This window comes from Brevibacterium luteolum, from assembly GCF_025147615.1.
Taxonomy (GTDB): Bacteria; Actinomycetota; Actinomycetes; order Actinomycetales; family Brevibacteriaceae; genus Brevibacterium; species Brevibacterium luteolum.
The window spans coordinates 14,811-27,697 of sequence record NZ_JALXPM010000008.1; the positions used below are offsets into that span (position 1 = coordinate 14,811).

At 66.2% G+C, this 12,887-nt stretch carries 9 protein-coding genes; 5 read left to right on the forward strand and 4 right to left on the reverse strand.

Going from position 1 to position 12,887, the window contains the following annotated elements:
• Positions 1 to 50 precede the first annotated feature (50 nt).
• The gene (locus tag M3C25_RS03230; protein WP_259855055.1) at positions 51 to 2,171 is read left to right on the forward strand and encodes a DNA gyrase/topoisomerase IV subunit B; all 2,121 of its coding nucleotides are present in this window, start codon (positions 51 to 53) and stop codon (positions 2,169 to 2,171) included.
• 10 nt (positions 2,172 to 2,181) lie between these two features.
• On the opposite strand, the gene M3C25_RS03235 is transcribed toward M3C25_RS03230, so the two are convergent.
• Both M3C25_RS03235 and M3C25_RS03240 read right to left on the reverse strand, forming a co-directional pair.
• Positions 2,182 to 3,063 (reverse strand): M56 family metallopeptidase, encoded by an 882-nt coding sequence (locus M3C25_RS03235; protein WP_259855056.1) that lies wholly within the window; start codon positions 3,061 to 3,063, stop codon positions 2,182 to 2,184.
• Between the two features lie 16 nt (positions 3,064 to 3,079).
• Positions 3,080 to 3,439, reverse strand: coding sequence for a BlaI/MecI/CopY family transcriptional regulator (locus tag M3C25_RS03240; RefSeq protein ID WP_170274283.1), 360 nt, complete (start codon positions 3,437 to 3,439; stop codon positions 3,080 to 3,082).
• Positions 3,440 to 3,759: 320 nt separating this feature from the next.
• On the opposite strand from M3C25_RS03240, the gene M3C25_RS03245 reads away from it, so the two are divergent.
• From M3C25_RS03245 to cydD, 3 genes are read left to right on the forward strand one after another with little or no spacing between them, the layout of a single operon-like run.
• A complete protein-coding gene (locus M3C25_RS03245; RefSeq protein WP_170274282.1) occupies positions 3,760 to 5,334 on the forward strand; it encodes a cytochrome ubiquinol oxidase subunit I in 1,575 nt (524 codons plus the stop codon).
• Between the two features lie 9 nt (positions 5,335 to 5,343).
• Positions 5,344 to 6,381 (forward strand): cytochrome d ubiquinol oxidase subunit II, encoded by a 1,038-nt coding sequence (gene cydB / locus M3C25_RS03250; RefSeq protein ID WP_170274281.1) that lies wholly within the window; start codon positions 5,344 to 5,346, stop codon positions 6,379 to 6,381.
• Positions 6,378 to 9,764: a thiol reductant ABC exporter subunit CydD gene (gene cydD / locus M3C25_RS03255; protein ID WP_259855057.1), complete on the forward strand. Its 3,387-nt coding sequence runs from the start codon at positions 6,378 to 6,380 to the stop codon at positions 9,762 to 9,764. The genes cydB and cydD overlap by 4 nt, the downstream gene beginning before the upstream one ends.
• A gap of 81 nt (positions 9,765 to 9,845) precedes the next feature.
• Here the strand turns inward: cydD and sepH are convergent, their stop codons facing one another.
• Positions 9,846 to 11,138, reverse strand: a complete 1,293-nt coding sequence (sepH, locus tag M3C25_RS03260; protein WP_259855058.1) for a septation protein SepH — start codon at positions 11,136 to 11,138, stop codon at positions 9,846 to 9,848.
• Between the two features lie 149 nt (positions 11,139 to 11,287).
• Here sepH and M3C25_RS03265 point away from each other — a divergent pair, with 149 nt between their 5' ends.
• Positions 11,288 to 12,409, forward strand: coding sequence for a ferrochelatase (locus tag M3C25_RS03265; protein WP_259855059.1), 1,122 nt, complete (start codon positions 11,288 to 11,290; stop codon positions 12,407 to 12,409).
• A 164-nt stretch (positions 12,410 to 12,573) separates the two neighbouring features.
• On the opposite strand, the gene M3C25_RS03270 is transcribed toward M3C25_RS03265, so the two are convergent.
• Entirely contained in the window at positions 12,574 to 12,801 is a 228-nt protein-coding gene (locus M3C25_RS03270; protein ID WP_102160504.1) for a hypothetical protein, read from the reverse strand.
• Positions 12,802 to 12,887 lie beyond the last annotated feature (86 nt).

The following is a 12,887-nucleotide window of genomic DNA, read 5'->3' on the forward strand; positions in this document are numbered from 1 at the left end:
GGCGGCACGCCGTGACCGCAGAGCACCAGCGACGACGAAAGGGTGGAAGCGTGGCAGTCAAGAAGGCCTCGGACAAGGAATACGGAGCGCGTCAGCTCTCCGTCCTCGAAGGGCTTGATGCCGTGCGCAAACGCCCGGGAATGTACATCGGCTCGACCGATTCGCGCGGGCTCATGCACTGCCTGTGGGAGATCATCGACAACTCCGTCGACGAGGCCCTCGGCGGCCACGGCGAGGACATCGACATCACCTTGCACCCGGATGGTTCCGTCACCGTCGCCGACAACGGCCGCGGCATCCCCGTCGACATCGAACCCAAGACCGGGCTGACCGGCGTTGAGGTCGTCATGACGAAGCTGCACGCCGGCGGGAAGTTCGGCGGCGGATCCTACGCTGCCGTCGGCGGACTGCACGGTGTCGGCGCCTCCGTCGTCAACGCGCTCTCGGCGCGTCTCGACGTCGAGGTCACCCGCGCCTCGAAGATCTACCGGATGTCGTTTCAGCGCGGCAAGCCCGGCCGCTTCGATGACAGCAGCGGCGAGCCGTCCCCGGACAACCCCTTCACCCCCTTCAAGAAGGCCTCCGAACTCGACATCGTCGGCAAGGCCAAGCGCGGCGTGACCGGCACCCGCGTGCGCTACTGGGCTGACCCGCAAATCTTCCTCAAGGACGCCGACTTCACCTACGGCGCGCTCATCGACCGCGCCCGCCAGACGGCGTTCCTCGTTCCGGGCCTGGCGATCCGCGTGACCGACAACCGGGGGATCGCCCGCGACGAGACCGGCGAGATCATCGAATCCCGGGCCGAGGAGTTCCGCTTCGACGGCGGCATCTCCGAGTTCGTCGACCACCTCGCCCATGACGAAGCGCTGACCGACACCTGGCGGCTGACAGGTTCGGAGACCTTCAAGGAGACCGTGCCCGTCCTCGACGATCAGGGCCATATGGTCTCGACCGAAGTCGAACGCGAGGTCGGCGTCGACATCGCGCTGCGCTGGGGCCGGGACTACGAGACCCGGGTCAAGAGCTTCGTCAACATTATCGCGACACCCAAGGGCGGCACCCACGTCGCCGGCTTCGAAACCGCGTTGCTGCGCACCGTGCGCAAGGCCGTGGAGGCCAACGCCCGCAAGCTCAAGGTCGGCAAAGACAAGCTGGAGAAGGACGATGTGCTCGCCGGCCTGACAGCTGTCGTCACGGTGCGGATGGCCGAACCGCAGTTCGAGGGCCAGACGAAGGAGGTGCTCGGCACCTCGGCCGTGCGTCAGATCGTGGCCCGGGCCGTCGACCGGCAGCTCGGGGAGATCCTGACCTCGACGAAGCGCCCGCAGAAGCAGCAGGCGATGCTGCTGATGGAGAAGGTCGTCTCCGAGATGAAGTCCCGGATCTCGGCGCGCACGCACAAGGAGAATCAGCGGCGCAAGACTGCGCTGGAATCCTCGTCCCTGCCCGCCAAGCTCTACGACTGCCGCAAGAACGACCTCGAGCGATCCGAGCTGTTCATCGTCGAGGGTGACTCGGCGATGGGCACCGCCAAGCAGGCCCGGGACTCTGAGTTCCAGGCGCTGTTCCCCATCCGCGGCAAGATCCTCAACGTGCAGAAGGCTTCGGTCGGTGACATGCTTGCCAACGTCGAATGCTCGGCCCTCATCCAGGTGATCGGCGCCGGCACCGGCCGCACCTTCGACGTCGATGCCGCCCGCTACGGCAAGATCATCATCATGACCGACGCCGACGTCGACGGCGCGCACATCCGCACGTTGCTGCTGACGCTGTTCTTCCGCTACATGCGCCCGCTCGTCGAGGCCGGCCGCGTCTACGCCGCCGTGCCGCCGCTGCACCGCATCGAGGTGATCAACCGCGGCAAGGCCAACGACTACATCTACACGTATTCGGAGAAGGAGCTCACCCGCGAGCTGCGCAAGCTCGACCGGTTGAAGAAGGCCTACAAGACCCCTCAGCGATACAAGGGCTTGGGCGAGATGGACGCCGACCAGCTGGCCGAGACGACGATGGATCCGCAGCTGCGTTCGCTCAGGCGTGTGACGATGGCCGATGCAGAAGCCGCGGAGACGACGTTCGGACTGCTGATGGGCTCTGAGGTCGCACCCCGCAAGCAGTTCATCGTCTCCGGTGCCGCAGTCCTCGACGCCGAGAAGATCGACGCCTGATCACGGCTGCTCAGACGCTGAGCAGTTCGACCAGCGCGACCACCGGCGGACTGACGACCAGCGCTGCCGAGACGATGACGACTGCCGAGCGCAGCGCCCCAGACGGCTGCGGCAGCGGATGCTCCAACCGGGCGAGCCGCTCAGCGCTCAGAGTCCGGCTGTAATGTCCGGCCTGCATGCGGCTCATCTCCCGGACAGCGGCCGCAAGGTCATCAGCCGGCACCTCGCGGCGGGCCACATCATCGGCCATCACCTCGATGAGCCGGGTCACCTGGTCGAGCGCCTGGCGCGCGGCCGGCAGAAAGGGAAGTGCATGCTGCCAAGCGGCGAAGGGCAGCACGACGAGTTCGTGTCGGCTGCGCAGGTGGGCGCGCTCATGCGCGACGACAGCATCGCGTTCAGCAGGGCTGAGGGCGGCGATCAATCCCGTTGAGAGCACCGTGGTGCCGTGTTGGCCCTGCGGCAGGCAGTAGGCGACGAGCTCATCGACCTTGAGGATCCTCGTATTCGGCAGCTCCTGCGACGGCTCGGTGAGCACCGCGACAAGTTCCGCATGCCGACGACGCTGACGCCGCACCCTGATCCAGTGGATCACCAAGCTGCTGAGCAGACGCAGCAGCAGTGCAACCCCCAGGCCGACGAGCAGCCAGTTCCACCAGCTGAGAGCGCTGAGGCTGCGCTCATCTGCCGGTCCCGGGGTTCGGGTGAAGGGCATGAATGCGAGGATGAGGACCGCCGACGTCAGCGACACCCCGCCGGCCAGGCCGATGGCCTGCCACAGCAGCAGACGCGCCGCCGGGTCACGGCTTCCGGGGTAACGGGCGAAGAGCCGGGGGATCGGCCAGGCAAGGACTACCGCGAGCGCTGTGAGCAGCACTGCGCTGAAGAGCATCAGGGAAGTGGGACTGTCAGCTGTCGGCGCCGCGGCGCTGGAGGAGCCGGCTGAGGAATGCCGTGTCGGAATCGGAGACAGTGCCGAGGAAGCGCGCGAGCACAGCCTGGCGGTCCGACGCCTGGTCGAGGACCTCATTCATGAGCTCGGCGACGTGCTCCTCGCGAGTGGAGAGCGCAAGATAGCGGTGCGGGCGCTCGGAGCGGTCTCGACGAGCGAAGCCCTTCTTCTCCAGGCGCGTGAGAACAGTATGCACGGTCGTCAGCGCGAGGTCGCGGTCAGCCAGCGCGATCCGGAGCTCGGCAGCGGTCATCCCGTCGACTGAGTTCCACAGCGCATTCATGACACTGCGCTCGAGTTCACCCAGAGTTGCCACCTACGTACTCTCCCTGTCGTGGTTTCGCCTGCTTTTAGCAAAAGTTTAGTGCTGATAATGATGAGCACCTGACATAGTCCAAAACGGCGTGTCCGTTTCAGGCCACCTCCCAGTAAAGCTCAGGGGCACAGCAGGGTCAAGGAAAATCTCGCCAGCGAGCGCTTCGGGCCCGTCTCGCGCACAGTTCAGCTAATGAGACGGCAGGGCGTGCGATGTGGGCTTTCGAACGCTGGCGCGGCCAAGCCGATACTCTACTTGCAGGTAGATTTCCCAGCCCGCAGGCAGGAATTCCCCAGCCTGCGCGGAGACAGGAGGAAAAGGTGGATCCGGTACTGATCGGCCGATGGCAGTTCGGCATCACTACGGTGTACCACTTCTGGATGGTGCCGCTGACCCTCGGATTGGGTCTGCTGGTTGCGATCCTGCAGACCATGTATCACCGCACCGGCAACGAGATGTGGCTGCGTGCCACGAAGTTCTGGGGCAAGCTGTACCTCATCAACTTCATCATGGGTGTTGCCACCGGCATCGTCCAGGAGTTCCAGTTCGGCATGGCGTGGTCGGAGTACTCGCGCTTCGTCGGCGACGTCTTCGGAGCTCCGCTGGCGATGGAGGCGCTCATCGCCTTCTTCCTCGAATCGACATTCCTCGGTCTGTGGATCTTCGGCTGGGGCCGCCTCAACCGCAAGGTCCACCTCGGCGTGCTGTGGGCTGCTGTCATCGGCTCGTGGATTTCGGCCTACTTCATCATCGTGGCCAACTCCTGGATGCAGCACCCAGTCGGCGTTGAGATCATCGACGGACGACCGCAGATGGTCGATGTCGGCGCAGTGCTGATGAACAACACCGCCTGGGCTGCATATACCCACACCCTCGCCGGATCAGTTGCAGTCGGTGGCGCCTTCCTGCTCGGCATCGCCTGGTACCACCTGTGGCGCCGGCGGGTCGACGGCATCGACACCGTTGACGAGAAGACCGGCCGCGTCATCGTCGGCTCTGCTCCCGAGGTGCCTGGCCGCGACGAGAAGGACCACACCGTGTGGTACAAGTCCCTGCGCATCGGCGCCTGGGCTGCAGTCATTGCCTTCGTCTTCGTCGCCATCACCGGCGACATCCAGGCCAAGCTCATGTACGAACAGCAGCCGATGAAGATGGCGTCGGCAGAGGGCGCCTGCCACGACGGGAGCGAGTTCTCCGTGCTCACGATCGGCAACCTGGCGTCGAATCAGTGTGACGACGTCACCCCGGTCATCGAGGTCCCCGGACTGCTGTCCTTCCTGGCCAACGGCGACTTCAACACCGAGGTGCCCGGCGTCAACACCCTCATCCCTGAGTACCAGGAGAAATACGGCACGACGCTGCCGGAAGGTGAGATGTACGGCCCCTACTCCGGGCAGGAAGTCGATTACCAGCCGCTCATGATCGTCACCTACTGGGGCTTCCGCCTCATGATCGGCTTCGGCGTTCTCGGCGCAGCTGCGGCAGCCTACGCGCTGATCGTCACCCGCAAGGGCACCGTGCCGCGCTCGACGTTCCTCTCACGCCTGGCGCTGTGGGGAATCGCGGCACCGTTCATCGCGAACTCTGCCGGCTGGGTGTTCACCGAGATGGGCCGTCAGCCGTTCGTCGTCGCGCCGAACCCCGACCCGTCGGGAGTCGACGGGGTGTTCCTCTACACGGCGGCTGCGATCTCACCATCGGTCAGCGCAGCGGAGATGCTCTTCTCACTCATCGCGCTCACGCTCATCTACGGAGTGCTCATGGTCTTCGAGCTCAGGCTCATCATGGTTTACTCCCGCGGTGGCGTCGTCTCAGCCATGCCGGAGATCGACAAGGCCAACTACAAACCCACAGTCGACAAGAGTGACGACGACGTACTGTCGTTCGCGTACTAAGGGGAGAACATGGATCTTCTGCCGACAATCTGGTTCATTCTCATCGCCGTTCTCTGGCTCGGCTACCTGTTCCTCGAAGGATTCGACCTCGGCGTCGGGATGCTCCTCAAGGGCTTCTCCCGCGACGAGAAGGAGCGCCGCGTGCTGCTCAACACCATCGGGCCCGTCTGGGACGGCAACGAGGTGTGGCTGCTCACCGCTGGCGGTGCGACCTTCGCAGCTTTCCCCATGTGGTACGCATCGCTGTTCTCAGCGCTGTATCTGCCGCTGACGCTCGCGCTGCTGGCACTCATCCTGCGCGCTGTCGCCATCGAGTACCGCGGCAAGGTCCACACAGAGGCCTGGCGCAACGGCTGGACCTGGTGTCTGTCTGGCGGTTCCGCCCTCGCAGCTTTCTGCGTCGGTGCGATGCTGGCGCTGACCACCACCGGTCTGCCGCTCAACGAGAACGGTGACAACATCGGCGGTGCCTTCGCCTGGGTCAACATCTACGCCATCATCGGCGGACTCGGCGTCGTCGGGTTCTGCCTGCTGCACGGCCTGCTGTTCATCTCGCTCAAGACCGATGGAGAAGTCCGCTTCCGGGCACGCGCACTGGCCGCCAAGCTGGCCCCGGTGTTCCTGCTGCCGCTGGTCGCCTGGGTCATCATCGTCCAGGTCATGCACGGAGGACTCCTCGGCTGGGTCCTCATCGTCGTCGCCGCGGCAATGGCCGCCCTCATGTGGGTGCAGATCCGCCGCGGTTCCGAGAAGTCGGCCTTCTTCGCCCAGAGCCTCTTCCTCGCCGTCGGTGTCACCACCGTTTTCCTGGCGATCTACCCCAAGGTTCTGCCGTCGACGGTCGATGACAGCTTCTCGCTGACGGTCTCGAACGCCTCCTCCTCGGGATACACGCTCACCGTCATGCTCATCGTCGCGATCGTCTTCGTGCCGATCGTGCTGGCCTACCAGATCTGGAGCTACTCGGTCTTCGCCAAGCGTCTGAAGACCGAGCACATCCCGCCAGCCCACCAGGTGCCGGTCGCAATCCGCAGTCACCATCAGTGACCCGGACACAGCGCCGATCGCCTGTCGCCATAGCGCTCGCGGCCCCACAGGGCCGGCGGGCGCTATGGCTGCTCGGCCTCATCGCGGCAGCCCAAGCACTCGGCCTCATCCTCGTCGCTGACGGCATCGCCCGCGGCATCGTCGCAGCGATGGAAGGTCGGCCAATCACGATGGCCGCAGCGCTCGGCATCATCGGCGCCCTCATCCGCGGGCTGGCCACCTGGGCTTCGAAGACTGCCGGTGCGCGCGCTGCCGTGGGATTCAAGACCACGCTGCGCTCCCGCCTCGTTGACCGCAGCCTCGCCGGCTCGGGTCGAGACCTGCCGGCCTCAGACGGTGCCCTCGCGCTCACCGCGACCCGCACCCTCGATGATCTCGACGACTACTTCACCGGGGTGCTGCCCGCTCTGCTTGCAAGTGCGCTCATCCCCGGCCTCATCATCGTCCGGGTCCTCTTCACCGACTGGGTCAGCTCCCTCATCCTCATCCTGACCCTGCCGCTCGTGCCGATGTTCATGATCCTCATCGGCCGCTACACCGAGAACCGCGTCGCCGACGCCACGCGCGCCCTCGACCAGCTCTCGACCAACATCGTCGAACTCGCCCGCGGCCTGCCCGTCCTCGTCGGTCTCGGCCGGGTCACCGCCCAGACGGCTGCACTGCGGCGCATGAGCACCAGCTACCGCGCCACGACGATGCAGACCCTGCGCGTGGCCTTCATCAGCGCACTGGCATTGGAGCTCATCGCCACGATCTCCGTCGCGGTCGTCGCGGTCTTCATCGGCGTGCGCCTTGTCTACGGGCACATGGGCTTGGAAGCCGGGCTCTTCGCCCTCATCCTTGCCCCGGAGTGCTTCCTGCCGCTGCGCCGCCTGGGTGCTGCATTCCACTCGACTGAAAACGGTGTGGCCGCCTACGACCGTGTCACCGAGATGACCGATCACCCTGTCGCCGAGCGCATCGGACAGGAATCAGCATCTGAAATCTCGCAGACCGCCCCTGCCGGTGCACCGATTACCTTCGATGAGCTCAGCGTCTCCTACGCCTCCCGCCAGCAGCCGGCGCTGCCGCCGCTGACCGCCGAGGTGCCGAGCACCGGCCTCACCGCGGTCACCGGCACCTCAGGCTCGGGCAAGAGCACACTGCTCGGCGTGCTCGCAGGCTTAGTCCGCAGCACTGAGGCAGGGGAGTGCCGCATCACCGGCAGCCTGACCGGTGTCCCCGCCCGCGTGGCCTACGCCGGGCAGGGTCCGCGGATGTTCGAACCGACTGTCATCGAAGAGCTCTCGCTGTACGCCGGCCGGCAGCTCAGCGCCGAGGAGGCCGCCGAGATCTCAGCCGCGGCAGCTCTCGATGTCGACCCTGAGATGCCGTGCGCTGCGCTGAGCCCAGGGGAGCAGCGCCGACTGGCCATTGCCCGTGTGCGCGCCCAAGGCGACGCCGAACTCATCCTCGTCGACGAACCGACTGCCCATCTCGACGCAGCAGCGGCAGCCGCCGTCCGGCAGACCCTTCACCGACTCGCGCGCACTCGGCCGGTCATCGCCGCGACCCACGACTCGACCCTCGTCTCCGAAGCTGATGCACACATCCGCCTCACCCCTGCCTCGCGACCGGCTGTCACCGATCGGTCAGTCCCCGCGGCTTCTGCGGTCGACACCACGGCCGGTGATGTAGCCGCTCCGGCGAGCACCCGGGTGACGGCTCCAGCCGACGAGCAGACGGCTGTGGACGCAGTGCCGACGGGCACGCTGCTGCGTCGCCTGGCAGCGGCAGTCGACATGCGCTCGGTGAAGTTCTGGCTGGCAGTCTTCTACGGAGTCGCCGCAGTTGCCGCCGGTGCCGCACTCACCGGCGTGTCTGCCTGGCTCATCGTCCGCGCCTCGGCCCAGCCGCCGATCATGTACCTGCTCGTCGCGATCGTCGGCGTGCGATTCTTCGGACTGTCGCGCGCGGTGTTCACCTACCTGCAGCGACTGGCGCTGCACGATGCAGTGCTGCGCGCCCTCATCGACCTGCGCGAGCGGATGTGGACCGGTTTCGCCCGCACCGGCACCGCCAACCGCACCCTGCTGCGCGGCGATATCGCACTCACGCGATTCATCGCCGATGTCGACGACATCCGCGACATCGCACCCCGTGTCGTGCTGCCCCCAGTCGTCGCCCTCGGCGTGACGATCGCCGCTGTCGGAACCCTGGCTGTCATCGCCTGGGAAGCCGCACTCATCATGCTCGCCGGCGGCCTGCTGTGCCTGTGCGCCGCACCGTGGGTGACCCTGCGCGCCGACCGCACAGCCAGCAGCGCAACCCTGGCCGCCCGGCAGCGCGCTCTCGGTGTGCTCTCGCGCCTGCTCTATGCCCGCGAGGACCTCATCGCTGCAGGCCGCACCGAACCGGCAGCCGCACAGTTCGCGCACGCCGATACCTCGGCGGCGGCCTACGAATCAGCAGCGATCCGCGCCACGGGCCTCGGAGAGGGCATCATCACCGCAGTCGGCGTGCTCACCGGCATCATCATGATCCCGGTGCTCGCCGGACAGGTCGCAGCCGGTGAGCTCAGCGGCGAACTCCTCGCCGTCACCGTGCTGCTGCCGCTGGCACTCATCGACGCCTTCGCCGACTCGTTGACCGCGGTCCAGCAGTGGCCGGGGCTGGCCCGCATCCTCGCCCGCGTCGACGGCCTCGACCCGGCAGGTGAAGAAGGCGGGCTCGCCACAGGTGTGAGGCCCGAGCAGATCACGCAGCTGACCCTGTCGGACGTCTCGGCGCGCTGGCCGGGCACCCAGTCCGACGTCTTCACCGGCCTGAGCGCCGTGCTGCCCCGCGGCGGAGTGGCTGCTGTCACCGGGCCGTCAGGATCCGGTAAGACGACCCTGGTCAGCGTGCTGCTGCGCTTCCTCGACCCGCGCACCGGCCGCTACCAGCTCAACGACACCGACGCCCTGACCTGCCTGCCGATGGACTTGGCCGGGCGGATCTCCTGGTGCCCGCAGGAGGCGCATGTCTTCGACTCGACGCTGCGCGCGAACCTGCTCATCGCCCGGCCGCGCGAGGACAAACCCAGCGATGCCGAGCTGCTCTCCGCGCTCGAACGCGTCGGGCTCGGCGAGCTCGCCGCAGACATCGGACTCGACGAGCGCATCGGTGCCGGCGGCGGGCATCTGTCCGGCGGTCAGCGGCAGCGCCTCGCCGTGGCACGCACCCTGCTTGCCGACGCCGAGGTGGTGGTTCTCGATGAGCCGACCGCGCACCTCGACGAGGAGATGGCAGCCGCACTCATGGCCGACCTGCGCGGGGGACTGGCCGAGGAACTCGTCGTCCTCGTCACCCATGATCCGTCCCTCATCACCGAGACCGACGTCCCCGTCCAGCTGGCAGGCTGAACCCCTGCCCATCTCTGACACGGGCATGATAAGAGCCGGCTGAACAGGAGATCTCCTGCTCAACCGGCTCTTCTCAGAAGGTCAGTCGCGCTTGGTTCCGAACATGATCTCGTCCCAGCTGGGAACCGAGGACCTGCCGTTCTTCTTCTTCGGCTCCTCACCGGCTGGCTCTGCGCTCTCACCGGCATCAGCCTCGATACCCGAGGTGGACGCGCCGCTCTGCGGTTCGGCTGCGGCCGTGCTTCCCGTTTGTGGAGCGTCCGGCTGCGACGTCATGATCGGCTGCGTCGAATTGCGGCCATCGCTGACACCGGGCTCATCGAGAAGCGAGGGCTGATCATCGAAGATGTCGAATGTCGACTGCGCAGCACCGGCCGGTGCAGCATTCGACTGGCCGCTGCTGGGCTGCTCGGCCGGCAGCGGAAGACGGCCGGCATCATCGGCCTCGTCTGGGGCACTGAGCGCGGTATGGGCACCATCGGGCCGGGCGGCCGGCGCATCGGCAACGGCGTGCAGGCGACCACGGCTCTGCTGCTGGGGAGCCGGCTGCACCGGTGCGTCGGCAGCAGCGTCGACCGGATCGACGCCGGGAGCTGACTCACCGGTGCGCGGACCCTGCGAACCGAGCACGCCGTTCTCAGCACTGCGGCTGCGACGGCGGCGGAGGCTCTCAAGAATGCGGCCGGTCTCGGCCTGGTGGTCGCGCAGCGGCGTCGCATCCGAGCCGGAGGAGTCCTGGTGCTCGGCGTTGTAGGCACGTTCGCTGCCGGAACCGTAGTTCGGAATCGGCCCCGAATCCGTCGGACCGGAATCAGCCAGCCAACGGGCCTCATCGTCGAGCGGGATCATCGATCCACGTGAGTACTCCCAGCCGGCGCGGCGCCGGCGATCGGCGGCGATGAAGGACAGCTCGACGTACCAGCTGCCGGAATTCTGCTTCCAGGCATCCCAGGACATCGTCTCGATATCGACATCACGCAGCTTCAGGCGCTCTTCGCACAGGCGGACGAGCGGGGAGGGCGAATCATCGGGGGAGCTGTCCGGGTAGACGAGGGTTTCACGAGCCTGCCGGGAGATGTGCCCGCGCTCAGCGAGCACCGGATGCTCGTAGCGGCGGATGTGCTCCAGGGATTCCCCGGTGGTATCAGCGACCTCCTCGGCCGTCATGCCCGAGCGGATCATCGCCTGGATGTCTCGCGGACGGACGTGCTGGCCGTGACGCTGCTGCTTCTGCGCAGCCGAATCGATCCGGTGGGCGCGGATGGCGGCGTAGAGGCTTTCGTCGATCGGGAGGAGATAGTCATTGCCGGCGGCGTCGCTCAGCTGCAGGTGCTCGCCGTCGCTGTGCACACCGCGAAACGTCAGCTCCGTCATTGCCTCACCTTCCACATAATCCAGTTGAATCTGATCGTGTCACACCGTCGGCGGCAAACCGCGCAGATATGCGGGCGAGTCGTGAGACAGACGCTCCCACCAGCCTGACCGCCGTGGCGAGGGGCAGCCGAGGTCCTAGAATGGAGCCCGTGACCACTTCGAATCTCAAACCCTTTGACGCAGTCGTGCTCATGTCCTTCGGCGGGCCGGAACGCCCCGAAGACGTGCTGCCGTTCCTCCAGAACGTCACGCGCGGGCGCGGCATCCCAGACGAACGTCTCAACGAAGTCGGAGAGCACTACTACTCCTTCGGCGGCCGCTCACCGATCAACGACCAGAACCGCGCACTCAGATCTGCACTCGAAGAGGCCTTCGCCGCACGCGGAATCGACGCCCCAGTGCTGTGGGGCAACCGCAACTGGGACCCATTCCTGGCTGATGTGCTGCGCGAGCAGGCAGAAGAAGGAGCGCGAACCTTCCTTGCCATCGACACCTCGGCGTACTCCTCCTACTCCTCGTGCCGCCAGTACCGCGAAGACTTCGCTGGAGTGACGGCGCAGCTCGCTGAGGAAGGCATCGAGGTCGAGATCGACAAGATCCGCCAATACTACAACCACCCGGGATTCGCCCAAGCCGAACTCGATGCGGTGCGCGCTGCCCTGACTGACTTCCGTGCACAGGCCGGCGAGATCGACCCCGCCAAGCACCGGCTGCTCTACGTCACCCATTCGATCCCGAACGCCATGCAGTCGGCATCGGAGGTCCGCACCGCCGGCTACCAGGGTCAGCACCAGCAGCTCATTGACTGGATCGCCGGCCAGCTCGGCGACGAGCTGACGCTCGATTCCGAACTCGTCTACTGCTCCCGTTCCGGCCCGCCTCATGTGCCGTGGCTCGAACCCGACGTCAACGATCGGATGGAAGAGCTCAAGGCAGACGGCGTCGAAGGCGTCATCCTCGTGCCGATCGGATTCGTCTCCGACCACATGGAGGTCAAGTTCGACCTTGACACCGAGGCGAAGGAGACAGCCGACGAGCTCGGGATGGCCTTCACCCGTGCCGCCACCGTCGGTACGCATGAGGCCTTCGTCTCCGGTCTTGTCGATCTCGTCGAAGAACGAGCCGCCCAGCGCCGCGGTGAGGACGTCGAGTCTCCGGCGGTCACCCCAGAGGGTCCGCTGGTTCCCGGCAGCGGTGCCTGCTCGATCGAATGCTGCCGCGGCACGCGCGACAAGCCTGTTCTCCCGCAGTGGGAATCCGTCGCAGGCTGACCTCTCCCGCTGCTGCACACTCATGCCCTCACCTGCTGACAGGTGAGGGCATGAGCGTTCAGCGGTGCGAGCGCGGTGCCTGACTCGTCTGAGAGCGGGATCTCAGCGCTGGAGCCGAGCTCCGATGCTGGTCGGGGATGAACGGTGGCTCAGGGGAGGGGGACTCAGCTGTCGTTCGGATCCTCGATGATCGGGATCTGCCCGGTCTCGGTGGCCAGGACGCGCTTCATCTCACCGGTGTCGACATCATTGGCATCGGCCAGGTCGACGATTCCTTCGAGCTGCCCGACGAGGGATTCGACGAGATGCTCATTGTCCTCGCGGCGTGCCTGTGCGAGCTGCTCCTGCAGTTCACTGACGCGCTTATCAAGCTCATTCTCGAATTCGCTCATACAGTTTCCTTCTCGTTTCGACATCGGTGGATAAGGTCTCAGCTTACCCATCGTCTTCCCTTTGTGCCGCACACCGGCATCGTCTG